Raw genomic sequence first — 25790 nt, 5'->3', positions numbered from 1 at the left:
CTACCGAACGCGCGGCCGTGCTGGCCCAGGCCCGGCTGGCGCATCCCGAACGGTTCGGGACCGTAGGCATCCCGAAGATTTTGGATTTGCCCATCGACGCGTGGATCAACAAACCGGCCGAGATGGAGCCCGCCGAACCGGACGCGGATCAGACCGCGGCGTAACTCCCGTTGGACTCGAACACCTTGAAAAATTCCGTTGCGGCGGCCACGGCTCTTGGGCATAACCGCAGTCCACCACAGACACCGACCAAGGCGCCATCATGCCGCGCCGTCCGGTGAGATTCCGGCGACGTCCGTATCTGCCGTCACGTGACAGAAACCGTAGATAGCCGGGGCATCGGCGCTCACCTAACTATTCAGCGTCGCTAGAGTGGTCTAGCGACGCTAGCTCGCATTGCTAGCAACGTCAGGTTGGGTTGCGTAGCTTCCAGACAGCCAAGAGGGGTAGACCACACCGCACTTGAGAGGGCCAACTTCGACAGGCATACGAAGGTCCTCTTGGAACTGCTGTTGGACAGGTGGTACGTCAACGGCGCCGAGTCTGCCGATGATCGGGAATCATGTTGTGCCCCAGATGGTGATGTTCTTGCGGGCCGGACCGCGAACCTCAACTGCGGTGTCCACGACTGCACGTGCCTCGTCGGACAGGGCGAGAATCGTGTGATCTCTAGCCTGGACGGTGGCCTCGTCGTAGGCGTGAACAACGACATTGTCGTCGGCCCACACAGTGGAGTGGTCACACGCTCTGATGAATGCGTGATTGTGAGCTACGACCCTGCACCGGTCGAAGGCAGTTATTGTCGCGTGGGTGTAGGCCCAGACATGCACTTGCCCTGTGACTTCCACGGTCGTTGCGTCGGTGGCGACGATGTGCGCGGTGGCGGGTAGTGGTGAGTCGAGATGAATCCGTGCTTGCGATCCAGCGGTAAATCGTAGGGTCCACTCGTCGCCGGCCGATGCGAATGTTTTGTCGTCGAGTTCGATTAGCTGACCTGCAGTGTCAACTACGACTGTTTTGGCGCCGTTGCGGAGGCGTTCGCGGATCGAGTCTGCGTTGCGGCTGATGTGGGGAGGCGCCTGGACCCGGCTGACATAGACCCGTGGGTGGCGGTGGGGCGATCGGGACGCGGTGTTCTTCTTACCCACGAGCGCACTCCGTTCTGTGCGAGTCGGCCACAATGATTCTCGCAGTATATGGCCGAGACTTGGTGATGAGTGGTACCTCGGTCGGCGCGGTGGTGATCGTCCGCGGCCAGTCCGACCAGCGTTGCCCTATGTGCAGGGTGCGCCAAGGATCGATGGGCATTATTAGGCCGCCTGCCTCTGGGGTGCCAAGCTAGCGCGGATCTGTTCCATGAAAGCTTTTCGGTGCTCAGGCGAGGCCGCTGCGCGACGGGCTCGTTCGCGTTCGGCGTCACGCTCAGCGCGGCGCTGTGCGCTGTGCACAGCGTCTGCTGCGCGTCGTTCGCTGGGGGAGGGGCCCGACCAGTCGATTCTGGACAAACGCCAGGTCAGATATCCGATCGGCGAGCGAACCGTGTTTGGCCAGAGCTCACCTCGCGCGACGGTGTCAGCGGTCAGGGCTTGGGCGATATCCCGTCCTGTCCAGCGGGTGGTGTCGATTCCTGCGCGATCGATGACGTCGCACACGGCTCCGATGTGGCCGCTGGGTGCGATAACTGGAGCTGCGGCGACCAGCGACGAGGCGGCTCGTTGCAGATTTATTGGGCGTGGGTACGTCTGATTCGGGGATGAGGGTTGATTCTCGCGCGCGCATGCGCGTTTGGTGATTACTTCTCTACAAGAGATCCCCTTCGGGGAAAAACCACTCAAAGATAGGGGGTCACGGTCGCGGGCTTGGGGATTGGGATTCGAACCCGGCGTGGTGGTCTGGCGAGCGTGCTTCGCCGCGCGGTGTGTCCTGCCGTGGGAGCTGCCGCGCTTCTTTGGTTGTGGGGGAGCGGGGGTGGCTGCGACGAGGTCAGGTGGGGAGGATAGAGCCCATACGCTGGCAGCGCGGTGCTGGCGCCCACCGTGGTGGATTTCGGCGGCTTGGAATTCACGCGTAGTCAGGGTGCGGCCCCGTACAAGCTCGAAGCCGAGGTGTAGTGCTTTCAGCACGCGTCGACCTCGTTTGACCACCGATTCGGACACACCGGCGCGGGCCGCGAGGTTCTGGACGGTGGCAGTAACGCGGCGCCCAGTTTTCGAGTCGGCTGACGACGCGTGCGCGCCAGCGATGGCGACCATACTTTCGACGCCGATCCTGTGTCGGGCGGCTGCGGCGCGGCCGGCGGCGGTCTTGGTGACTGCGTACCGGACCTGTCGCATCCATCCGTCGCGGCTCGTCCAGATCGGGATGCTTGCTTCTTGGCCGGTGCTGACGGGCAGCGTCCAGGATTTCCCGCGCTGATCGGTGTCCGTATTGAGTCGTCGCAGGTCGTCAATCCACGGGGTCTGAAGTGGTGGCGTTGCCGGTTGCGTGGTTTGGGAAATCGGCGAGTTGTGTGATTTATCCCACGACACGCCGAGATCGGAATGTTCAACCGTGGAAAGGGCATCAGGGTATGCGTTACCCTGGGACGTACCTAGTAGCACAGGTAATCCCTTCGGGGAATGCAGTACCGAGTCGAAGAGGCTGCACACTTCTTCTTCTCACCTCAGGGAATGACCGTCCTGCCAGACGATCGCCCTAGACGGGAGGACCTGCCAGTCCTCCCAGCGGGATTCATTGACTAAACCCACCCCCGCCCGGGGGTCCCTTTGGGTGGTACCGCTGCTCTTGAATTAGCTATCGAGGTAGTTCCGATCAGCTAGTCGCCAGGCCCACCGCCCTCCTCAGCTGGAAGGGCCGGTGCGCGCATACGCAGCACCGGAAGTCGCAGATCAGAATCCGCGGATTCTGTCGCGTAAAGGGCGCCCTGGTAGGCCAACACAGGGACAGCGCCGTCGAAAGGGTCTTGCCCGAGCAGGAGCGCCGTAGCCGGCATGTGGTCTCGTTGAGACAGACACGTGACTGACGGAAGATTCGCAGGCAAGGCAGAGTTGCGGCCGTGCGTTATCATGGAGTAAGCACCGCCTCTTCCTTCCGAGGTAGTGGTGGTCAGGGAGCTGGTAAGGTCCCGAAATTTCATACACGGACAACCCCCGACGCCGCCAAGCCCTGGGGGTTGTTCCGTGTTCAGGTGTCGTTCATGCGCCCATCGCCAATTGCTCGATGCGATGCAGCGACCCTGCAGCTTCGATTTCGAGTAGCCGGAGTTGTTCCGGTCGAATTTTCTCGCTGATGTAGTCCGGGATGTCCAGTCCGTGCGTGATGGCGAGGATGAGCACGGAGTAGTCGCCAGCAGGGATGCCGAGTTCGGCTGCCCGACTCTCGTAAACCTTGTGGTGTCTGAGGGGCGCGCGGGTAGCGATTTGCCCGCGGGGGCCCTTGTTGTGCTGTGCCATGAGGAAACCCTAGATCGAATCTGTAACCGATACGGGTAACCGGCACTGTTCGGTGTGTCGCGTGTGACTGAAGTGGTCATCGAAGGTGGCTGCCTTTCGTGAACGATTCGGCGGGGCACGATTGAATGGACTTAGCCGCGGGTTTCAAGCGAGCCCCGTCCAGCAGGCACGACAAGATTGGGTGATCGGGACAGATCTGCCCTGGTCTGAGGCGCACTAAATCTGTACTGCTACGCGGGATGTCGGTGGAGAAGTAGACGGGCGAGCGAAGCGACCTCACGGATCTGCTCAACGGAAGCCGTCTCAGGGTCCGTCACGACCAAGTCGATGACATCGGCGAGCTTTTCTCGGGCGCCCGCACTCAGGGCCGGCGCCTCAGCCGAGATCACCAAAGGACCGCATTCGGCGAGAAGTTGCTCGGAAAGCACGGTAGGTATCGTGACGCGGTCCGCAACGTTCCTGGCGTGGATGACATCCTGTATCGGGACGAGTTCCCACTGGCGCCCGTGGAAGTCGAGAGCATTGACGGTGGTCATGCTGCGACTCCTGTCGTCGGACCCTGACAACGACTTGACTCCCAGGCGTTGATAGCTGCGTTGATACGGACCTCGGCGACGTCGGAGGGTTGTGTGGCGAGTTGGGCCCAGAACGCGCAGGAGACGGTCTCGGTACCGCTAAACTCGACGCCGGCCAGGTAGTAGGCGTCGACCGAAGAGGCGGCGACGGCGGCCCATGCGTAGTCGGCGGCCTCGGATTGTGCACGGCCGCCTTTGATTGCGGCAAGTCGATCGATGGCCTGCCAGCGTGCTTTGAGAGCGTTGACCTGGTCTGCAACTACGTCAGCATCCGCTGTCGGATCGGTAGAGGTTGCCCGGCAGAGTTCGGCCACAGTGTGGGCGGCCGATGCGGGAAAGCTCGGGATGGTGCTGAGGCCCCAGCGTGGGTTGTCGTATAGGTCTGCGAACCAGTTCCAACGAATCTCCGCTGGTCCTTCGGTGGCGGGAGTCATTGATTTCCCGCTGGCCATCAGATATACCCGGTCGGCGAGTGACGTCATGCCGCGACCTCGCGAATTCTGGAGGCACTTGATGGGCGTCGAGATGATGCGGCGGTGCGGCCGCGGCGAATCGCATAATCGTCGAGCTCGGCGCGAGTGACGGCTCGTCCGGTCGTGCTGAACAGCACGGCCGCGAGGATCTGTTCGCGGGGCAGCTGACCAAGATCGAGTTGAGTGTTCAGTTCCTCCCTGCACTTCATGAGGAGCGGGCAAGCCAAGCAGATATCCATGGCCTTACGCCAAGATGCCAGATCGATGCCCGTCACCGTCCAGCCTGCTCCCTTACCGGCGCAGAGACCGCGAGTGGGGGAGGAGCCGGGGGTTACGTGCACCAGTCGCCGGGACTCGAGCACATCACGGATACGGCGGTACGTGGGGCAGAACCGAACGGTCGCCGAGTACACGAAGCCGCAGCGGGGGCACCGATGATCCCCGGTGTGCTCGTCGGCGAGGCTCAACAGCTCGCTGTCGGAGTGGTCGGCGAGCGCTCGAACGCAGGTCGGCCGCGTGCCGCGGTCGGCAACGATTCGCAGGGCGCGGGTGGCGGCGGAGCAGAGCGGCTGATCCTTGGTGGCGATGTGCCCGCAACCGGAGCATCGTCCGTCTACGCGTCGGTGAGCAGCGAGAACATGCTGGGGATTGGTATCGATCTCAGTAGGAACTAGGCGCGAAGATGACGCGCCAACTAACGTACTCATGGCAGAGGGTCCATTTCTGCATTCGAAGCGAGGGCGGCTAACCCTCGACTTCTCGGCTCTTCCGGCTGCGGCTAACAGTCGGTTTGGCTACGGGGTCCCCTGGTCGGTGCTAACGACCAGGGGACTTCTCATTTGTTCTGGTGGCTCATCCTCCCCGATACGAGCGATGAAATGTACCGACAAACCGTACCGTTATTGAAGGACGGTGTGTCGAGCCTATATCTGGAGGCGCATGGTGTCTAGCAATGAAGGTCACCCTGTCGCATGGAGAGCCCGGCTCGTGTCTCGAAAAGTAATCCGCGGCTTCGCCCCGACGCGCCTCAAGGAGGCGCGGGAGAAAGCGGGCATGTCCCGCGGAGATCTCGCGCGCGTTTCCGATGTCACCGAGACCGCGATCGGTCGTTGGGAGACTGGCGCTCGGTCGCCTCAGATCGACCACCTGGCGAAGGTGGTGCGCGCGCTCGGCCTTGAGGTGTCGGACCTCGTCGTCGTCCCGTCCGCGGTGCGGTACCCCGGTGACTGGCGCATTCTCCTCGGTCTCACCCAGCCGGAACTCGGCCGCAAGGCCGGCATCAGCACAACGATGGTCGGGGCGATTGAGCGCGGCGAGGCTCGTCTCACCGAGGATGTTGCTGCAAAGCTGTCCGCCGCTCTCGGAATCCCGGGCGGCGAGCTGCGAGAGTCGTACGAACGCGCGCGGAGCCGCCCACCGGGCACGCCCGCCTGACCGATGAAGCGGAGACGGCGACGGCTCAGGTCCGGCCTTATGTGGCGAGCTGGGTAGCGAAATTGGATGCGCAGCGACAGCGGACGAAGACGACGAGTTACCGCCGAGAAGCGAAGTAAGAGTGAGCATTACCGGTCCCCTGATTCTGGGTAGCTGAAAGCGGACCCAACGCGCTTGCCGCGCAGGCCATCTGCTTCCAACCAGGAATCACTCACCGGTCGGTGCTTGCGGTCCGAGAGTGCCTGCACCCTCGGTCGCAGCGGAAAACATACCAACCGGTGTAACGCTTGTGCAAGACGAAGCGATGGAAAGCCTCGGCGTGTTGCGGAACTCGGGCGCCGGGCTATTTCAGGGCAACCGAGAACGTGTTATCGAATCGTCGTGGGTTAGCCGGGCGCCGCGAAATGTCAACGGGTACCTCCCATATGCTGTCGCAATGGCTATCCAGGGGATGTGGCTGGCTGTCGATATCATCGGCACCCGGCATACAGGGGAAGTGTTCATTCACTCGGCGGCGGGCGAGCGGGTCGCCCGCCGGCTGAAGCGATGCGCGAGCGAACTCGGTTTCGACAGGGCCGGGGAGGCAGTCGTGCGCGCGGTAGTGGAAGCGACCCTCGACGGGCGTTCCATTCCAGCGGTCGAAGGACTGAATGTTGAGACGCATCAGATCGACGCAGCCGACGGCACACCCGTGGGACTGATTCTCTGGGTGGGCTCTCGCAAGCCGGATCCGCGCCCGACCTACAACGCCTGGGTCCTGGATATGACGGCAAAGACCACGCGCACCAGTGGCGACGATCCCGGCATGATCGGTGACGGCCGGCAGGCCGGCGAGGAACGTCATGTCCAGCACCTGTTCACATGGCTCAACCCTGAGGACGCCTTTTCAATGGTCGGCGGCTACTACGACGCCCTGACCGGTGACGACGGCGATCTCATCCAGAGCTACTGGAGCTTGCGCCCCGGCGGGGAAGAGTACGTCCACATGTGGTCGAGCTGCCGCCTGCGCGTCACCAATGAGGGCAAACAGCGGCATCTCTACGGCCTCACACTCAAGATCGAACACCGTGAGCTGGAAGCAAACATCTCGTCCCTCATTCGGTTCAGCAACGCCACGCTGCTTCTCGTCGAAGCCCGAGACAAGATCCCGCTGACCACGATCGGCCGTCTCGCGCCACTCGGGGAGGATCGGATCACGCAGGTCATGGAGCAAGTCAACCTCGACGAGTTGACCCGAACCGACGGCCAGACACCATCTGACCAGAAGCTTGAAATCAACGGCGAGCGCTTCATAGCGTCGACCTTCGCGCTGCACTCGGCGCGTGAGAAGCACGGCGACCCGGTCGCGATCATTCTGCTGGTCGAGGAAGACGCCGTTCCGGCACCCGTCTGAAGAGACTCCCCACCGCATCTTTCCGCACGATGAAATCACTACCTGGAGGTAAACCCTTGCGCGTCCTCGTCACCGGAGCCAACCGAGGAATCGGCGCCGCGATCGCCAGCCATCTCGTCAAAGAGGGGCACACCGTATGGGGCACGCACCGTGGCTCCGCCGTACCGGAGGGTGTCCACGGCGTCGAATGCGATGTGACCGATGACGACTCGGTCGACCGCGCGTTCACCCATGTCGAGACCGAAGACGGCCCCATCGAAGGCGTCGTCGCCAATGCCGGCATCACCGACGACACCCTCGTGATGCGTATGAGCAGCGAACAGTTCATCCGCGTGGTCGACACCAACCTGACCGGCGTCTTCCGGGTCACCAAGCGGGCGACTCGCAACATGCTCAAGCACCGTGCCGGCCGCATCGTGGTCATCGGCTCGGCCAGCGGCCTTTCGGGCATGCCCGGTCAGGTGAACTACACCGCGGCCAAGGCCGGCGTCGTCGGTATCACCCGCTCGCTGGCCCGCGAACTCGGCTCTCGCGGCATCACGGCCAATGTGATCGCTCCCGGCTTCACCGAGACCGACATGGCTGCGGCGGTCAGCGACAAGGTCGTCGAGACGGCGCTGTCGCACATTCCTCTGGGCCGGTTCGGCAAGCCGGAAGAGGTCGCCGCCACCGCGGCATTCCTGCTGAGCCCGGGAGCTGCCTACATCACCGGAACCGTCATCAATGTCGACGGCGGCATCGGCATGGGGCACTGAATTCAGCCTCTGAACTGCGCTGACGTCACGTCCCTGAGGCTGGGGCACTTCCTCGGAAGTGCCCCAGCCTTCTGCGTCCGAGGGGAATGCAGTCAGCTTCGCTGAGATGACCGGTCCGGGCGGAAGTCGCTGAAGATCCGGGAGTGGATCATCTCGGTCGTCGACGGACCATCCTGCGGCTGCGCGGCGATGTGGGGACGTGGTTGTCTGGTGACCGGGCGGCGCTGGGCGTGAGGTTCCGTACGGAGTGTGGAATGCCATCGAGGTCTCCTCGGGTACTTGTAGTTGGAGAAGTGAAGCGAGCAAAACCGGTGTTGATCAGTGCAGATGGCACTTCCCTGACAGATGGATGTCGGGAAACGTGTCAGCTTGCGCAGGTGATGTGGGCGTACATCACGAATTCCTTGTACGGCGAGTCGACCACCCAGTGTGGGGGTGTCTCGTCCTCGAGCTGGACCTCGACCTCGCCGGGCCCGGGCTTGTCCCAGGTGACGCCCATCGAAAAGCGGTTGGGTGCATCGTTCTTAGGCTGAGTCGCCTCGATGATCCCTTCTCGGGTCTCGAAGTCGTGCTCGGGGTAGCCGAGATCGTCGTTCTTCACCTTTACGATCTGAGAGCCGTGTGTGAGCTGCGCCTGCCAACCGTCCGGAGCCGTGAACTCGATCGTGAGGTTGTCGCCCTCATCGATGCAGCGCGCGGTGACCTGGTCAGTCGCAGACTGGGTGACGAGGCCGGTGCCCTGCTTGTTGCCGACCCCGATGGAGATCGCGTCCTCCCATTGGTCTTTGACCGACGTGTCCACAGGTGGGGAAACCGTTCCGGTGGTGCCTGTCTCGGACTCCGAGTTGGAGCAGGCTGCCAAGGATAGAGCGACCGCCGTGACGGTTGACGCAGCGGCAGCAGCGAGTGTGGATTTCCTCATCTCAGCCCTTCTCGTCAACGGTGGGAGTGAAATTCCCTGATGCAGACCATAAGCCAGGCCTCTGAACTGGGAACATAACACGGCCCTGATGGTAAAACCCAACGCCTACTGCCTGTCTCGTGTTTCCGGAGGCCCGGCCGCGAGCCTCGCCGGAGCATGTCGATGGTCAGTAGCGGATGTTGTCGATGAGCCAGCGTTCGTTGTTGCGGGTAAGAGTGATCCACACGTTGGTGTCGGGAGTGACCTTTTCGGTCTGGTCGCCGACGATGGCGGTGTGAGAAATGGTGGCGACACGGTGGATGACGGTGTCGGAGTCTGGTGGGCATCCCGAACAGCCGAGGTCGACGTCGGCAACAACTTTGGCGCCCTGGTTCGCCCAGTGGTCCCACTGAATGCCGGGCCCGCGCTCAGGGCCGCCGTCGACGATCGTGCGGGCAGAGAATTCCTCGGTAAACCATGGGCGGGCCCGGGCATACGCATCGGAAGGGGAGCGGTCAGTTGCCGGGTTCCAGGTGAATGCCACCGTCAAGCCTTGCCGGGCCGCGTCCTCGGCCGCGCGGGCGCCGGATGATTGCTGCGGGATCGTGTCCTCGGGTGCGACGGTGGCGTGCGTTGTCGTTGGGTGGCTGGTTGTGGTGGCCGGCGGGGCGCCCGCGTCCGGGTCGTCTCGGTCCTCACGAGTGAACTGCAGGTACACGAGAAGACCGGCCATCATAGTCAGGAAGAAAACGACTAGGACCTTACGGATCGTCATTTCCAGTTCCTCTCTGTCCGCGAAAATGTGGATTGACCTGCATAGATGTAGGTTCTCTTCCTTCCTGTCGTCCTGGTCGTGGCTGCCCTGGGCGGATGGTGCGGTTTCTCGTAGGTTTGTCGCTCCCGGTTTCTCACGGTTCTGTCGCTTTCTTGGCGTGGTGAGTTCACAGACGGCGGTGCAGCACCCGTTTGGGGTGAGTCGGTAGTAGGTGCGGCGTCGTCCTCGTCCGCATCCGGGTGGGGCGTCCGCGAGCCAGTCGGCCTCGTCTTCGTCGCTGCTGGTGGGCCATCCGGCGTCTCCACGGAACCGCACTGCCACTTCGGACCCCGGCACAACTCCCGCCAAACCCGCCCACATCACGCTGCCCTCATCAGGCATCGCGGACACCCAGCCGTCCAAGCCCCGGATCAGGCCGCAGACACGCCGAGATCGGTTCTCACTAAAATGTCGGAAGCGACATCTGGGCGACAGATCGATGAGAAAAGCGACATCAATCATGAGAACCTACAATAGACGACATGTCCCCAGGTCAGGTCATCCGGCGCGCCTTCATTCCCGATTGCAGCAACGGCGCCTCCTTGACGACGTCACCGGTGGTCGGGGCGTGAATCATCTGGCCGTTGCCGGCATAAATGCCGACATGGCCGGGACCACCCGGGCCCCATGAGCCGAAGACGAGATCGCCGGGTTGAACGCCGTTGATCGGGATCTCGACGCCTACCGTCCACTGCTGCTCCGAGGTGCGGGGGAGCGTGGTCTTACCTCCGCTGGCAGCGAACACGGCGTAGCTGGTCAAACCCGAGCAATCGAACCCGCCACCGGACGGGCCGCCGGTACCGCCGCCACCCCACACGTACGGGGTGCCGAGGTACTCGCGGGCCGCGTTGACGACCTGTCCGCCATTGGCCGACTGGCCGGGAATGAATCGTCCGGTCGAGTTCGGGTTCGTGAACTTTGCCCGGGCCTTCATGATCTTGGGAACGTAGTGCTGCGTTTCGGGATACGGAGGAATGCCGCCGTACTGCTGCACTGCGCCGGGCCCGGCGTTGTACGCGGCGAGCGTCAGCTCGAGCGGGTCCCCGGTGGCCTTTCCTGCGCCGATCATGCCGGTGACGTCCTGGTGGAGCGCGCACATGAAGTGGGCTTGGGAGAGCACCGCGTCATCGATCGAGTTTGGGTCGGCCTTGCCGTCCCCGTCGTAGTCCTTGCCCCAAGTCGCCCAGGTTCCGGGCATGAACTGGGCCGGGCCCATCGCCCCAGTGGATGAGACCGGTGCGCCCGCGCCCCAGCGGAATCCGTTCTCCTGCTCGAGCTGCGCGGCGATCAGCGGGGAGTCGATCTCCGGGCACACACCGCCGGCCTTGCGGATCGGTTCCTCGAACTCGGGCGGAACGATGCCGGAGGCCAGTTCGCCGGCACCGGCGATGCCGAAGCCGGCGCAGTCCGCTGTCGATCGTGATGCGGCGGCGAGCTGCACGTTGTCGCCGCTGTGCGGGGCTGCGGGAGCACCGCCGGCCTGTGCGTTCAGATCGCCGAGCTTGGTCTGCGGATCAACCGCGGTGCCGCCCTGGAGTCGGCCGCCTTCCCAGTACTCGAAGTGCAGATGCGGACCGGTGCTCGCGCCGTCGTTTCCGATGTCGGCGATGTGATCACCGGCGCGCACCTGCTGGCCTTCACGCACATGTAGGCCGTCCGCGAACATGTGGCCATAGACCGTGGAGACGGGCTTCCCGTCGACGTTGCTGTCGATGACGATCCAGTGTCCGAATCCGCTGGCAGTTCCTGACTTGACGACAATGCCGTCGAGCGCGGCGAGGATCTTCGTGCCGACAGGGCCGGCCAGGTCGACACCCTGGTGTTGGGCGCCCCATCGTTCACCGAATCCGGAGGTGAACTGGGTGGTGTCGGGCTCGACCGGCATGCGGATCGGTCCGGACGGGGTGAGGGGGCTGGCTTGACCGTCGGCACGAACGTCGGCCGGAACGGTCTTGCAGTGGTCTTTCGGGACTACCGGGATTCCGGACAGCGAGCACGCCGATGTGCCGAGTACGACTGCGAGCGACCCGGTCATCAGCAGCGCCCGTGCGGCGCGGCTGACGGTCACAACGCCCCTGGGAGTGGTGTGTCGAGTTCGGGGAGAGGGATCGGTCCGGGGACCGGGACTGGGGCGGGCGAGGGGATCGGTTTCTGGCTCGGGAGCTCTTCGGTGTCCTCGCTGGCCTGCGGTGTCGTCGTGGGGGCCGCAGTCGTGGTGGTCGGTTCCGGAGTGGTTGTGTTCGGAGTTGGTGTCGAGGAGTTCGGGCCGGGAGGATCAGTGGTGTCCGGCGCGAGCATCGCCACCTCGGACATGTCGAGTGTCGGCAGGGGAGTGTCGACCACCCAACGCTGTTCGCCGCCGGTGGTGTCTTCGACGACGAGCGTCACTCGGAGGTTCCCGGCCTGCGTCGGGATCGTCACCTCAGCCTTGCGTGTGCCACCTTCTGCGTTGATCAGTTCGCTGGCTGTCGGACCGGTGATGGCCACCATGGTTTGCGGCCTTGCCGCCAGCAAGGTGTCGCCCGGCTGGGTGGAGGTGTATCGGGCGATCACCTCGGCCCACTTCGTATCCGAAGGTGTGGTGTCGACGTATGCGTGTGCGTACGCCATCGCGGTGGCAGTGGCGGTGGCGGCCACCTTGTATGGCGGTTTGCCGGCCACTTCGGACTCGCGGACCGGAGTCAGCTCGTAGCTGATGGGCTCCACCTTTGCCGACGTGGTGCTCGATGCGGCGGCCGCGGCGGTCTTCGCAGTGTTTGTGGCCGGCTTCTGCTCGCCGAAGACCATGCCGATGATGAAAAGTCCCAGGATCGCCGAGACGACGGTGATTGCCAGGTTGGTGCGTGAATAGAGCACCCATCGGCGGATCGGGGCGAGGACGGGGTTGGGACCAGAGGATGTCATCAGTTGTACCTGTCCGTGTTCCGGGGGGAGGTGGACTGATTGCGGAGCGAGGCGTCCCATAGCCGCGCGTGGGACTGCGTGCTCCGCACGCGCTGGCGCGGCGCCGAGTTCGCCACCGACGCGGCGCCGTCAGACGCGGTGGTGCCGCGGTGGGAGGTGTAGACCCGCATCGGTGCGATGGCCGAGCCGTCTCCACCGTCCCAGCGTTGCCCGACCGAGGCGGTGGCCAGTTCCCGACGTGCGCGCCGTTCCTGCCTCTGCGCCTCAGCTTCGTCCTTGTCGAGACGTCGCCACGCGGACGTACCGGCTAGCAGGGCGCGGTCGGTGTCGCGGTCGCTGAGCTTGTTTCGGCCCTTGGCTATGTCGCTGCTGGCCCCGGCCGCGATCCCTGCGATACGGGCGTCGCGGTCCTCGGTGTCCCTGGCCGAGCCCAAGCGGTCACCGCGACCGAGTTGCTGGCTGAGCAGGTTCTTGCGGGCTCCGGCGCGGGATTCGGCAAGTTCTTGGCGGCGCCGGTTGTTCAGGCCTCGGCCTTCCGGGCGTACCGGGGTGACCGAGGTGTCGTCGTCGTCGAGGTCGCGGCCACCGCGCCGGGCGAACCGCTCCGCGGCCTTCTCAGTGATCGCCGAGGCGGGACCGCTGGCGACGAAGCTTCCGGCCTCGAACAGCTTGCGCTTCATCGACTTCTGGGCGCCGCGGGCCTTTCGGTTGACCATGCTCGCGTTGTTCTGGGTGAAGGTCTGCGTCATCCGCTTGAACGGGCGCATGGCTGACCAGCACACGACAGATAGCAACACCATGAACCACAGGCGCCAGCTGCCGTCGACGGCTCCGTTGCTGGTGACGTAGAGCTGCACCACCATCATCAGGTACAGCGCCACAATGACAGCGCCGGCAACCCCCCACAGGTAGGCAGAGGCGAGCATCCGGAATGCCCGGGCGAGCAGCCCGCCGTGGGCGATGGCGATCGGCACCCACACCGGTGCGAACAGGATTGCCAACCGGATCGCCAGCAGGGCGGTGAGCTTGAGGAGCGATGCGCCGATCCACAGGATCGAGGGCAAGCCCAGTTTGATCATTGCCATGAATCCGGTCGTGGACCGGCCGGACTCTTTGCCTTGGAACTGGTGATATGAGAGCTTGTGGTCCTTTTCCAGGGACGCGACGATCTCGCGGAACCCCTCGGCCTTCTGATCGGCCAGCTCGCTTTGTGCGTTCGGGTCGTCGGCGACCGCTCGCTGTTCGGCATAGCTGAATGCCAGTGCATCTCGCAGCCTCGGACCCAAGCCCGCGATGTCCTGGGGGTCGTAGTTCGTGCCGAACCACCCCTTGCGCCAGTCCTCGAGGAAGATCTTGTCGAGCAGCACGTTCCGCGGGTCGGTTTCGCCGCCGGCGAGCGTTCCGGCGCCGTCGCCGTCGCCGAACGATACCGAGAAGATCTCGTCCTGGGTTTCGGTGATCACCGCCCCGAAGGTGCCGTCGGCGATGTCGATGGCTTTCTGCGGCGCCCCGACCATCAATGCGCCCAATGTCAGTGCGGCGGCCGCAACGCCTGCGGTCTTGGTGACCCCCGCGGCGTCCGCCTTGAATGCCTTCCACAGGATGATCGTTGAGGCCACGGTCAGGCCGAGTCCGAGCCAGATTCCGTATACGCCGGACATTCCGGTGACGATGGAGTTGAGGATGCGGTCGAAGTTCTCGAGCGCGGAGCCGACGCCGTCTTCGGCGGCTTGGTGGCCGGTCTTGGTCTGGTCGTCGAGCCAGAATGCGGCCGCCGCGAGCGACTTGCCGATGGTCATGAACATGTTGCCGAGTCCGGTGTCACCGACGGCGTCGGGGGCGCGGACGAGGTCGTTGCCGCAGCCGAGGTCGTAGGTGGACCAGTTCAGCCCCGCCCAGCCGTAGGACTGATAGCCGGTCGAGCCTGGGCCGCCGCCTTCGGGCATCGGTGTCCGGTCGGCGCTGGTGGCGTCGAAGTACGTCTCGAACACGTCGTTGGGGAACTCCGGGCGCGGTACGTCCTTGCAGTCGAACCCGTCGGCGGCGGCGACCGGGCCGCCGGGAGTGATCACCGGTGCCAGCGCCAGCGCCAGCACGACCGCAAACCGCGCCCAGATGCTCACATAGCGCCTGAGACGATCTCCCTCAGTAGCAGTGACCACGCGGGGGAGACGGGGGCGCAGCGGGTCGATCATGCGGCACCCCCGAAGGCGCTTCGGGTGGCGCGCGAGTTCAATGCGTCGAACACGTGCGCCAGGTGCGTGAAGTGCGTCCAGTCCGACCGGACGAGTTCGATGTCGTCGGCCATCTTGATCACGAACCGGCGGGCCTGGTCGAAGTCGCTCGTGTCGGTGTCCTCGTCGAGGGTGTCCTCGCCGCCGCTGCCGAGATTGGCCAGCAGGTCTTCGTATCCCTCACCGAGGGGCAGGTTCAGCAATTTCAGCCCACCCTCGATCGCGTGGGCATTGCCGCCGAGGTCGCCGATGATCACCTCGTATGACAAGGCGGACTTGTCGTCGGACCCGTCGACACCGAGGAAGTCGTCCGGCAACTGGCTGCACACCAGCGCCCGGACGTACCACTTGCGGGAGTCGCGAGAGATCCGCTGGTTCAGGGTGCGGCCGGCGCCGGTCTGTTCGAGGTATTTGTTCTCGTCGAGGAAGAGCACCTTGCGCACGTGCCGGGGCAGCTCGTAGACCAGTCGGTTGGCCAGCCACGCGGCCATGTGCATCAACGGCCCGGCCATCCGCTGCTGCGGCGTCCACTGCGACGGATCGGTGTGCTCGGGAGGAAGCTGCAGGCCGGGCATCGTCAGAACCGTCAGCCGGATGCTGCTGTCGACATCGTCGCCCTCGCCGCGCGTGCCCTCCTCGGGAAACAGCACGCGTGCCTCGGCGAGGTCCGCCATCATCACCAGGTCCTGGTGAACGCTCCTCGCGCAGGTGCGCAGATCGACGTTCTCGTCCTCGCCGCCGATCACGGCGATGGCGTCGAGGACCTCGCGCAGGTTGTGATGTCGTTCGCCGCCGACTTTGTTCGCCGCGGTCTGCAGAACGGTTTCGGTCCACTCGTGCTCGAGGCGGGCAGGGGTGAGCATCATCTTCAGTACCGACACCGCGACCGTGATTCGTTCAGCGGCGGCCGCGCGCATGTCCGCCTCGTACTGGGCGGCCGCGGCCGCGGCCGGGTCGAGGTCGTCGAGGTAGTCGGGGCTGGCCGGGTCGTACTCGGGATCGGTGCGGCGTGGGTCGACGATCACTCGATACGGGTTGAGCGACCCGGGGCGTGAGCTGCGACCGGTGAGCGCGTGAACTTCTGCGATGCCGCGGAATTCGGGCAGTTGCGCGAGCTTCTTGAGTGGTCCCGACGGATCGAGCACCACACCGTAGGCGCCGGCCCGTACCGCCTGATAGACGGTCACCCCGGCGAGGAACGTCTTGCCGGAGCCGGGGACGGCGACGACCGGAGTCAGCCCGGACTTGTCCTTCTTCGAGTGCGCGGCAAACAAGTCCCAAATCACGGGTCGTGGGGCGATGCTCGCGGTCTGGCCGAGCACCACGCCGGTGCGGTCACCGAGGCGATCTCCCACCGCGGCCATACCGGCGGAGAGGGCTTCGACGTTCATCCGGCGGCAGTGCGCGTAATTCGCTAGCCGCTCGCCGGGCATGAACTCGCGCAGCAGTTGGTACTGGCCGTGCTCTTGCTCGAGAGAGATGTGTGGGGCGTACATCTCGCGCAGCATCGCGACCTTGTTCTTCGCCTCCTCGGGGGACGCACTTACCACCAGGAGCCGGTAGTAGCCCTCGGTGCGCACTGACAGGCCCGAGTGGTCCTCTTCAATGTCGGAGATGACGTGCTGTGCCCGCGTGTGCTGTTCGGCCAACTCCTGCGGAGGTGACTCGTCGTGCTCGACGGTGTAGTGATCGAACTGCGCCTCGATCTTCGAGGTCAGTCGGCGCATCTTGCGCAGCGTTTCTCCCTTGCTGTGCACGCGGATGCGTTCGGACCATTCGATCGGCTCGCCCGATGGGTCACCGATTACCTGCCACGGCAACATCCGCTCGGGGATCGGCAGCGGTGCCATGCGCCCGACTGTCAGCACGATCGCGTACCCGGTGTAGTCGCGGCCGTCCACCAGACCCGAGACGGTGGTGTACCCGTCACCGGGGGTGAGTGCGACCTGAGCGAGGTCCTCGAGTGCCGGGATGTCGGACGCTTCCCAGTCGCCGCCGCCGGCGAGGACGCCGTACGCGTCGAGGGGCAATCCGAGTGTGGCCGAGCGCCGAAGCAGATAGTCCATCTGCCCGGGTGTCGCGGGCCGCGCCCGCACGCCCTGTCCGGCGAGGTGGCGTTCGATGGTGGCGAGATGCTCGGCCATCGTGTCTCGCTCATTGATGAACGCGTCGGCAGCCCATCGGCGCACCAACCGAGCCAGACGTCCGAGCAGCGGCCAGTCGAGGACGTTTCCCAGAACCTGCGCGATGGCGTCGAGTGCCTGTCCGAGTCTTGATCGCGGCGGCAGGTCGATGCCCCAGTACCGACCCTTGAGGGTGGGGTTGTCCCACAGCATCGCGTGCTGGTGACCGTGGAGGTAGTCCGCCCAGGACAGGGCGCCGGGCATATCGTCGATCGGCTCGGCCCACGCGTCGTGTTGCTGCGCCCACTGCTGCACCGGCCACGGCGTTCGAACCACCCGCCGATGCAAGGTCGTCACCCCGGATTCGGCGAGGTTGGCCAATACCAAAGCCTCGCTGCGAATGTACTGGCGCTGACGGCCGACCGGTCTCATATTCCAAGGCCCCGGAGGCTGGACGAACCATGCCGTCGAGGTGCGGCGGGTGCGGGTGATGTTGCCCTCGACGCCGGTCAGCGCGAGCCGGATGGCCTTGCGGTCGCGTTTGGCCTGCTTCTTCGCCGCGGTGCGCTGCCGATCGAACTCGGCTTCGGAGGTCTTGCCACGCTTGTGGCCTCGCCGCGGGCCCGCGGGGTCGTCGACGACGGGCGGTTCGGTGGCTGCGGGGCTCGCCGTAGGTGTTCTGAGCGGTTCGACCGGCGGCATGCTGGCCTCGGGGACCTGGGACCAGGCCAGGTGCTGCGGTGCCGGTTCGGCAGTCGGGGCAGTCGGGGCGGCGTTGCGCATCGCAGCGGCCCAGGAGGGAGGCAGGGCACCCGGCGGCACGACCGGCGGTTCCGGCTCGTCGAAGTTCGGGTCGAACAGGGCGGCGATGTCCTTGTTCAGACTCATCGGATTTCACCTTCGATCGGGATAGTGGACAGGTCGAAGACGGCGGGCCGTGAGGCAGCTGGCACCGGGGCCAGGACGGTCTGTCCGGGCTTCGGCGACCGTGGCGCCACCAAGTCGTTCCACGCCGCGATGAACACGGAATGCAGGGGTCGGTCGGCGTTGATGTACCGGGTGATCTTGGTCGTGAGAAAGACGGTGAGCGTGACCATCACTGCCAGTGGCGTGAACCGCAGAGGGACGTGCACGATCATGCGGGCGACAACGAAGACCGTGACCAAGATCGCTGCACCCACCCCGACGGCGGAGTACCGGATACGAATCGGGAGGGTTCTGCCGGAGGGCCCGAGATAGTGCGAGTCCACGCGATAGAGCAGATCGTCGTTGTCGATCACGCGCTCACTCCCTTCGAGGATTTGTTCACAGGGACGATCACGCGTCAGACGTCGACGCCGAAGAGACTGAGGAAAAATGCCCCGAGCCCGTTCATCGCGCTCTGGCTACCGGCGAGCACGAAGAAGGTGATCGCGACGAGAGACAGTCCGCCGACTGTCAGCACCTTCGAGAAGTTGCTTTTCAGGGCTCCGAGCGCGATCGCGCAGACAACCAGCAGGAAGATCACGACGAACACGTTGTCGCCGATCCAGTCCTTGAGGTTGTTGGTGTTCACCTCGGTTTCCTGAGCAAGAAAGTCACCCCCGATTTGGGTGGGCCTGGGCGAAGCGAGTGCGGCGTCGACGACGGTGGACGCAAGCGACATGGGGTTCTCCTCGGGTCGGATCTGGCGAGAGCACCTGAAACTTGGTGCGGGCGACCGTAAGAAAAATCCCGCGCCGACTTCAACGGGGTATGTGGATAACTTCTGCCGGGAGGGCGTTGCGGTGGTCGGCGCCGCATCGGTGGTGCTTGTTTTTCGACAATCTGGTGACACACAGATGTGCTGGGCGCGGGTACCGGTTGCGTGGGCCGTGAGGGTGTCATGCGCAGACCCCTGACGGGTCGTATGGCGTTCGGCGTACGACGCCTTGCCCATCAGTCTGAGATGAGGGTCCGCAGAGCAGCTCAACAGGCAGTGCACGGGATCGCGGCGGAGGAGCGGCTGCGGCATGGCGTGGCAGCGCCAAATTCAGCGTGGAAGCGGTGGCTTGGCCCACCGTGTTCAGGGGCACGCAAGCACGCGTCTTCTCGCCCTCAAAATGAGGATTGAAACAGGGTGTGGTGCGGCACCGATCAGAGGGTGCTCTGCAAAGGCATGAGAACGGGCGTCCGAGCAGTCGAATCCAGCGTCCGGAACAGCGGAAAACCCACCCCCTCCGGGGGTCACTCCCCCCGGCCCTTCGGGCCTAGGGGGGAGTGTACTACTAGAAATCGCGCCGCGCCAACCTATTTCGGAACGCCCATGTCACACGCTTCCTGCGGTGCTGTTTCGACCGCGCAGCGGGACGTTGTAAAGCACACCCTCCACGGACCCCGCGGCGGCATCGGGACCGCTTCGACCGACAAACGCCTACCCCTGCCCGTATCGCTCGCAGCAAGGCGTCTCACACGCGTGCTCGGGCGGGTATTGGACCTGCTCGCCGCAGCGGTCGAACCACGGTGGAAACGCCTGCCACTCGACCGCTCATTCGGGCGCTCTGCAACGTGATCCGCGACTGCTGTTCGGAGCGCTGCGACGGGCTGGTCTATGGCTGTACCGCGCCGCTCCGTCAACTGCGGCGAACACCGCCACGCGGAGGCCACATCGACACAGCGAACGAGTTCCCCGGACACCGACCTCGCCCCGACTTGCGAAGCACACACCGGGTCTCGGTGAGCCACGCGCAGACTGCTGTGATCCGGAGTCGCCGGGACGCTCTACGTGGGCACCAACGGGCTCGGGACGATTCGTCGAACGCGTCGCTCGGAAGTTATCCACATACCCCGTTGAACCCGGCGCGCGTTTTTTGCCACAGTGCTCCCGCATCACTCCCGCATCAATGTCGGACCGAGCGAAAGGGGGCCGCGGTGAACGCGAGTCGTGACCCGGTGAAGGACTGGGTGGTTCAGCAGTACCGCGAGATCTTCAGCGACTCCGACACCGCACGCGCAGGCAAGCAGGTCGATTCGGACGGCAACCCGACGCGCATCGGCCGCTTCACCTCCACCTCACCGATCGCTGTCGCTGGCGCTGCCGCTGCGGTGTACGCGCCACGGCTGCTGCCGGCCGTCGACGGCAACGAGACCGCGACGGACCTCCTCACCCAGCTGCACGGCTACCAGTGGCCTTTGCTCGCTGTAGCTGCCGCACTGTGCGCTGTCGATGTGTCCCGCTACCGCGCGCACAAGTCGACTCAGATGCTCGAATCCGTGGTACGTCAGACCACCGGTCGCCTGCCCCGGAAGGTCATCGTTTCACTGGCTCCCGGACGACGGGCCATCCGCCGGGCAACGATCAAACTGCACCCCGGCACCGTTATCCGGCCCAAGGCGTTCGACGAGCTGACCCGGGCAATCGAGGAGGCATGCCCTGGCCGCGGCAAGTGGGAGGTGCGTGTCAAGCATGAGGCGCACAAGAATCGAATCCTCGTCACCCGCGCCGAAATCATCCCCGACTCTCGCTCCCGGCGGCACAAGGCGCTGCAGGCGGCGCTCGATGCCGGCGCGATCCTCAAAGACGCGAAGGTCACCGTCGACTCGGTCGACGAGTACGGCGTCGAGACCGGCTTCAAGATCACGTTCGAGCCGTCGATGAACTCCGGTGCGCGCGGCTTCCAAGCAAAGGTTGACGAAGCACTGGCATCTCTTGCGGGCGTGCACGAGTCCGGCCGCACTTGGACCACGGAGTGGACCCCTTCGCAGGGCCACCTGGTGATGCGGCTCGTGGCTGCGATGCCGACTAGGGTGGACCACCCGCTCGCCCTGGTCGACGAGGACCTGCGGCACCTGCCATATGCGACCGGCGCGGCGGACCTGACGATGTTTTGGGATGTGTCAACGAGCTCGAACAAGCCGCATTGCTTGATCGTGGGCCCGACAGGCGGCGGCAAGACATCCGTCATCCGCACGTTGCTCACCGAGGCGGCGCGCCGTGGCATCCCGTTCGTCGGCGTCGATCCGAAGATGATCGAACTCGATGGACTCGAGGGTTACCCCGGCTGTGGCGCACACCGAGATGATGGCCCGCAACGCCTACATTCACCACAAGAAGATCGAGGGCTCGCAGCTACCGCTGATGATCGCGGTCCTCGATGAATTCTTCATTCTCTCCGGCAAGTGGCAGCGGCTGGGGAAGACGGGCGACGACGAGACCCGAGAGCGACTCAAGGAACTCGACCCGCTCGGGGCGTGGGCTGACCTCGCCGTGCTGGCGCGCTCGGCCGGCATCCGCTTGTTGCTCGGTGTCCAACGGCCGGACGCCAGTCTGTTCGGTGGCGCCAGCGGTAACGCCCGTGACAACTTCGGCACGCGCCTGAGCCTCGGGAATCTCTCCCAGGACGGTGCGCTGATGATGTGGGGTGACTCCACGGTCGGACGCGAGGTCGACACCTCGGTGAAGGGGCGCGGTATCGCGCTCGGCACCGACGGCAGCCCGGTCGACGCACAGATGTGGTGGACCCCGAACGTCGACCGGCACCCCAACAAGTGGAGCCAGCTCTCCGAGTCGGAGAAGGCAATCATCGACGGGCTCCAACCAGCCGAAGCGCCGGAGTTCACCTGCTACTCGCGTGAGCTGGCTGAGTTCATCGAATCCGAGCGCGCATTGGCCAAGCGAGCCCGCGAGCACGGCGACGTTCCGGAACCAATCGTGCTCGGCGACAGCCCGGTGAGCGCTGTCGCCGACGATGACGATGTCGCCGACGCGATCCCGGCCTCCGCGATCACCGAGGGCATGGTCGTGCTCATCGACGACGGCCAGGGCAGCGAAGTGCCCGTCACCGTCGATGCGGTCACCGTCATCCGAGACAAGGACACCGGGGACGTCCTCGAAACGACGTTGTCCATCAACACCGGCGGACGGGTCAAGACCAATGTCCACTACGGCCCCACTGACGTCGTGTTCCTCCCCGGGCCCGACCGGGTCCCCGCGACCGTCTGAAACACCCCACCCACCCTAGGAAAGGAATCTCGATGACCGAAGACACCGACACCAATTCCACCGCCCCGGAGCAGCAGCCCAAACCGCGTATGCCCCGACCGGCCATCGGGTCGATCGCTGCGGCTGCAGGACTACTCGGATCGACTATCGGCGGTTCTTTCGGACCGCTCTCAAACGTCAGCCAGACGGCCATCCACGACGCCCATTACGTCGACTGATTTCCACCGCTCCACCGATCACACAACCAACCCGAGGGGACACACCATGAGCCGCCGCATCTCCCAGTCGATCACCCCGACCACCGAGGACATCAGCGCGCTGCGCAGCCCGTTCGTCACCAAAGGTGTCAGCGATCCGGTGATTACCGAACTACGTGGATACCTCAAGGATTCCGTGCCCGGATGGCTCGCCAAGCTCAGTGAGACACAGGAGCTGACCCGCGACCGCCTGGTCGAGATCAAAGACGCAGTCGACAAGCGCCGCGCGGTGTACGAGGCACTGCCTGAAGGTGAAGCCCGCGACAAGGCGCTTGCAGCTCTCGACCGCACACAAACCATCGTTGACGAGATGGACACCGAGCTGTCCGGCGCCAACGCCTTCAGCGGGATCAACTAAAGATGACACCGACCATCGATGTCGAGATCACCTCCGAAACGACTGCCCGCGCGATCCTTGCCTCCGCCGAAGTGGACCCGGTGGACCTGCAAGCGACCGAAACCGAGACGCTCGAGGCCGTGGTGCACAGGTTCCTGCACTCAGTCGCCAAGGACCAGAACGTCGATCTGCAGGTCGTGTACCGGAAGGGCGAGAACAGCCGCCACCTGACCGTCCTCCCGAACGGCAAGGTAGAGCCGCGCACGCTCAGCACACCGATCCCCACCACCGTGCCCACGGCACCCCCGCCGGCACGGGCGGAGGACTCCTCCGCACCACCGACGGGGCCCGTGGTCGTGGCTGCCGAACCCATCACGTACGAGACCCAGTCTGAGGTTGTTCCGCACCCGCAGACGCCGGCCCCTAGTCGGCCGCAGGCCCACTCGCAGACCCGTTCCCGCACTCCGCAGTACCAGGGAGCCGACGAGGCCGTCACCGGCCCACTGGAGGCGCTGGCGGATCTGGTGGCGGCGCCGGCCTCGCCCGTGGCAAGTGATCCGGCCCGGCTCGGCCTGCGAGGGCGGCTGAATGCAGCGCTCGGGCTGAAACTGGTGCCGAAAGAAGCCTCACTGGAGATGCGGCTGCGGTATGCGCAGACCATCATCGCGGGCCCGCTGCCGGACCGTGCGCTGATCGGTGTAATGCAGGTCAAAGGTGGTGTCGGGAAGACGCCTCTGTCGATTGCGCTGACCGACAGCATTGCCACCTATCGCGGCTCCCGCCGCGTTGTATGCGCCGACCTCGGGGAAGTGGGTGGTAGCTTCCCCGATCGGGTGGCAGTTCCGCCCGCTCATGGCTCGGATGCGCTCGGCTTGCTGGCGGAGATCAGCCCCGCGGCAACCGATGTCCGGCCGACGACGCTGAGGCAGTACCTGACGCAGCAACCGAGCGGGGCGGATGTCGTGATTGGCGGTGCGGCCGCGCCTCTCAGGTACGACCAGGCGCAGGCGCTGGGAATGATCCTCAGTCAGCACCGGGACCTGATCGTCGCCGATACCGGGAACTCGAGCCTCGCCGACAGTTGGCAGTGGGTGGCCGGCGCCGCGCATGTGGCTGTCATCCCTGTGCCGATCCGCACCGACGCCGCCATCGGCGCACAACGCACACTCAAGGCCCTCGCCGCCGTCCGACCGAACCTGTTGAGCCGAACAGTCATCGTGATCACCGATGGCCCCGGAGACATCCCAGAAGACGAACACGACATCGTCGAGCGGTTCAGCAACCTGGCGGTACCGGTATGCCGGATGCCGTACGAGCCACTGTTCGCCGGCGGCAAGCGCATCGCGTTGTCTCAGTTGCGCCGTCAGACCCAAGACGCGCTGACCGTGCTCGCCTCGACCGCCATCGGCCTGATGGACCGTGCCGCTGGCTGATGCGTTGGTCCGGCCAGTCCCGAGCCGGACGTCACTTCGAGGACTTCTCCGACCCACCTCGTTCACCGGCCGCATTCGGGCCGATCCCAGCTGAAAGGCACACTCGAGATGAGCAACCAGATCCCCGCCGGCAATCGGGCCGCGCGCCGCGCAGGTGGCCGGCACCGTCGAGCCAACGCTACGCACGCGGCCACTGCCCTGGCGGTAGCCACGGCTGCCCTGGCCTCCGGTATCGCCCTGACGCCGTCCGCGGTGGCCGCGCCGATCCAGGGAGGTGTCACCGGTGGAAGCAACCAAGAAGGTGTGACCGGAGCCGACACTCAGGGCGGAACCACCACCTCCACACCGGCACCCGAGGCCGAGCCCGCATACGTCCCCAAGGCGCCGGCGGAACCGGAGTACTGGGTCGCCCCGCCCGCCGCGTACCAGGACATCGAATGGCGAGCATTGCCGAACTACGACTACGAAAACGACTCGTACGTCACGCCGGACGACTACTACGTCGCACCGGTCCAGGTGCAGGAATTGCACCTGCCGACCGCCGTCGCGCCGACCGCTCCGATAATCGCTCCACGCGACACCCTCCGGATCGGTGAAATACACATCAAGCAGCCGAACTGGATCACCGACGAGGACAAGGACCGCACCAACAACACCTTCGCGGTGGTCGAATCAGAGGTGTCGACGGCCTGGCGATCGATGGGTGTCGAGACCGACCGAGCCGACCGGATCGCCGCCGCCCAGGTCGGTGCCGGAGCAGCAGGGGCGAGCGTCGGTGCCCTCACCGCAGGCGCGACGGCCGCCACCGCAGGCGCTCTGGTCGGCGGCACTATCGGCGGCATCGCCGGAATGACCGCGGGCACCGTCTTCCTCCCCGGAATTGGATGGGTGCCGGTCGGCGTCATCGGCACCGCCGCGGGCGCGGGTATCGGTGCCGCGGCAGCGGGTATCCCCGCCGCTGCTGCTGGCGCCCTGGTCGGCGGCGGCATCGCAGTGGCCGCGGTCACCCCGCTCGCGGCGGGCGACAAGGGCGAACCCCACGAGGTCGAAGTCCCGGACATCGACCAGGAGGCAGTGACCGCTCAGACCGAGACGATCCTCACCGACTGGGAGAACTCCGGCCCGATCGGACAGGCCGCCGCGTCGACCGTGCAGGACACCGTCGAGTCTGCGCCCGCGATCGACCAGCAGGCCCGCGACTTCGCCTCGGCCCAGCCCGGAGGACAGCAGGCGATCGAGCAGGTCAACAACACCCTCAATTCGTTCTTCAACGACGCCACGCCGGGTCTGGCGGGGAACCTGCTGGCCAGCGCCGTCGGCGGCGGCGTCGCGCACGGCAACTGATACCGAGAGAGTGGGTGCAACACCATGAAGAAGCCGAACCTCGGACGTAAGTCCTCGCGGCATCCCGCCGTAATCGACCTTCTCGGTGGTACACCCACCGGCGACGTCCCCCCAGGCACTCCCACCACTGGTGCGGTGCCCGGGGGGTCGGCCAAGCCATTACCGCCGGCAGCCCGGAGAACACGTGGCCCTGCCGGTGGTCGCCGCCCATACGTGAAGACCGCAGCCGCAATTGGCATGGCCGCCGCCATCGTTGCGGCCGTGGTAGTGGCGAACGACCAGATACGCGAGGACAACCCCGATCCGGCTCAGGCTGTGATGACGGCGGCCGCCCCGACCGACGAGAACGGACTGCCCACGCTCAACCTGCCCGAACCTGAAAGGGTCGAGGAACCGGAGGC

General features: G+C 65.1%; 21 protein-coding genes and 1 pseudogene. 9 read left to right on the top strand and 13 right to left on the bottom strand.

What is annotated here, in order from left to right; translation table 11 throughout:
- Positions 1–560: 560 nt before the first annotated feature.
- The 5 genes from AZG88_RS40470 to AZG88_RS51095 all read right to left on the bottom strand — a co-directional run bounded on the left by AZG88_RS40470 (position 561) and on the right by AZG88_RS51095 (position 4775).
- A complete protein-coding gene (locus AZG88_RS40470) occupies positions 561–1148 on the bottom strand; it encodes a hypothetical protein (protein ID WP_061700961.1) in 588 nt (195 codons plus the stop codon).
- Between the two features lie 2046 nt (positions 1149–3194).
- A complete protein-coding gene (locus AZG88_RS40465; protein ID WP_005245100.1) occupies positions 3195–3452 on the bottom strand; it encodes a hypothetical protein in 258 nt (85 codons plus the stop codon).
- Positions 3453–3682: 230 nt separating this feature from the next.
- Positions 3683–3988, bottom strand: coding sequence for a hypothetical protein (locus AZG88_RS40460; RefSeq protein ID WP_061700959.1), 306 nt, complete (start codon positions 3986–3988; stop codon positions 3683–3685).
- Entirely contained in the window at positions 3985–4509 is a 525-nt protein-coding gene (locus AZG88_RS40455) for a hypothetical protein (protein ID WP_061700957.1), read from the bottom strand. Before AZG88_RS40455 ends, AZG88_RS40460 begins: the two co-directional genes overlap by 4 nt.
- On the bottom strand, positions 4506–4775 hold the full coding sequence (locus AZG88_RS51095) for a hypothetical protein (protein ID WP_156517744.1): 270 nt from the start codon (positions 4773–4775) through the stop codon (positions 4506–4508). Before AZG88_RS51095 ends, AZG88_RS40455 begins: the two co-directional genes overlap by 4 nt.
- A 60-nt stretch (positions 4776–4835) precedes the next feature.
- On the opposite strand from AZG88_RS51095, the gene AZG88_RS40445 reads away from it, so the two are divergent.
- The 4 genes from AZG88_RS40445 to fabG all read left to right on the top strand — a co-directional run bounded on the left by AZG88_RS40445 (position 4836) and on the right by fabG (position 8082).
- A complete protein-coding gene (locus tag AZG88_RS40445) occupies positions 4836–5174 on the top strand; it encodes a hypothetical protein (protein WP_231914372.1) in 339 nt (112 codons plus the stop codon).
- Between the two features lie 313 nt (positions 5175–5487).
- Positions 5488–5934, top strand: a complete 447-nt coding sequence (locus AZG88_RS40440) for a helix-turn-helix domain-containing protein (RefSeq protein ID WP_082833607.1) — start codon at positions 5488–5490, stop codon at positions 5932–5934.
- Positions 5935–6370: 436 nt separating this feature from the next.
- The gene (locus tag AZG88_RS40435; RefSeq protein ID WP_231914371.1) at positions 6371–7327 is read left to right on the top strand and encodes a hypothetical protein; all 957 of its coding nucleotides are present in this window, start codon (positions 6371–6373) and stop codon (positions 7325–7327) included.
- Positions 7328–7356: 29 nt separating this feature from the next.
- Positions 7357–8082 (top strand): 3-oxoacyl-ACP reductase FabG, encoded by a 726-nt coding sequence (fabG, locus tag AZG88_RS40430; protein WP_061700948.1) that lies wholly within the window; start codon positions 7357–7359, stop codon positions 8080–8082.
- A gap of 364 nt (positions 8083–8446) precedes the next feature.
- On the opposite strand, the gene AZG88_RS40425 is transcribed toward fabG, so the two are convergent.
- From AZG88_RS40425 to AZG88_RS40390, 8 genes are all read right to left on the bottom strand, one after another.
- Positions 8447–8884 (bottom strand): hypothetical protein, encoded by a 438-nt coding sequence (locus tag AZG88_RS40425; protein ID WP_061700946.1) that lies wholly within the window; start codon positions 8882–8884, stop codon positions 8447–8449.
- A 286-nt stretch (positions 8885–9170) separates the two neighbouring features.
- Complete coding sequence (locus AZG88_RS40420; protein WP_061700944.1) at positions 9171–9758, bottom strand: hypothetical protein; 588 nt, start codon at positions 9756–9758, stop codon at positions 9171–9173.
- Between the two features lie 532 nt (positions 9759–10290).
- Positions 10291–11832: a peptidoglycan DD-metalloendopeptidase family protein gene (locus tag AZG88_RS40415; RefSeq protein WP_442971771.1), complete on the bottom strand. Its 1542-nt coding sequence runs from the start codon at positions 11830–11832 to the stop codon at positions 10291–10293.
- Between the two features lie 29 nt (positions 11833–11861).
- A complete protein-coding gene (locus AZG88_RS40410) occupies positions 11862–12701 on the bottom strand; it encodes a hypothetical protein (protein ID WP_061700941.1) in 840 nt (279 codons plus the stop codon).
- Positions 12701–14824: a hypothetical protein gene (locus AZG88_RS40405; protein WP_061700939.1), complete on the bottom strand. Its 2124-nt coding sequence runs from the start codon at positions 14822–14824 to the stop codon at positions 12701–12703. The genes AZG88_RS40410 and AZG88_RS40405 overlap by 1 nt, the downstream gene beginning before the upstream one ends.
- A 68-nt stretch (positions 14825–14892) precedes the next feature.
- Entirely contained in the window at positions 14893–17946 is a 3054-nt protein-coding gene (locus AZG88_RS40400) for an ATP-binding protein (protein ID WP_061700938.1), read from the bottom strand.
- Positions 17943–18338, bottom strand: a complete 396-nt coding sequence (locus AZG88_RS40395) for a hypothetical protein (protein ID WP_061700929.1) — start codon at positions 18336–18338, stop codon at positions 17943–17945. Before AZG88_RS40395 ends, AZG88_RS40400 begins: the two co-directional genes overlap by 4 nt.
- A gap of 44 nt (positions 18339–18382) precedes the next feature.
- Positions 18383–18703 carry a hypothetical protein gene (locus AZG88_RS40390; RefSeq protein ID WP_061700927.1) on the bottom strand — a complete coding sequence of 107 codons (321 nt, stop codon included), beginning with the start codon at positions 18701–18703 and terminating at the stop codon, positions 18383–18385.
- 1244 nt (positions 18704–19947) lie between these two features.
- Between AZG88_RS40390 and AZG88_RS40385 the strand changes: the two are divergent.
- The 5 genes and pseudogenes from AZG88_RS40385 (at position 19948) to AZG88_RS40365 (ending at position 25389) form a co-directional block, all read left to right on the top strand.
- Positions 19948–22018, top strand: a pseudogene (locus AZG88_RS40385) (FtsK/SpoIIIE domain-containing protein).
- A gap of 32 nt (positions 22019–22050) precedes the next feature.
- Complete coding sequence (locus AZG88_RS40380) at positions 22051–22236, top strand: hypothetical protein (protein WP_061700925.1); 186 nt, start codon at positions 22051–22053, stop codon at positions 22234–22236.
- Positions 22237–22282: 46 nt separating this feature from the next.
- A complete protein-coding gene (locus tag AZG88_RS40375) occupies positions 22283–22633 on the top strand; it encodes a hypothetical protein (RefSeq protein WP_005245117.1) in 351 nt (116 codons plus the stop codon).
- A 2-nt stretch (positions 22634–22635) separates the two neighbouring features.
- A complete protein-coding gene (locus tag AZG88_RS40370) occupies positions 22636–24045 on the top strand; it encodes a ParA family protein (RefSeq protein WP_061700923.1) in 1410 nt (469 codons plus the stop codon).
- A gap of 108 nt (positions 24046–24153) precedes the next feature.
- A complete protein-coding gene (locus AZG88_RS40365) occupies positions 24154–25389 on the top strand; it encodes a hypothetical protein (protein WP_061700921.1) in 1236 nt (411 codons plus the stop codon).
- The last annotated feature ends 401 nt before the right edge of the window (positions 25390–25790 follow it).

It is taken from the genome of Rhodococcus sp. LB1, assembly GCF_001583455.1.
Lineage (GTDB): Bacteria > Actinomycetota > Actinomycetes > Mycobacteriales > Mycobacteriaceae > Rhodococcus_F > Rhodococcus_F opacus.
This window is presented reverse-complemented; position numbering and strand designations above follow the sequence as displayed.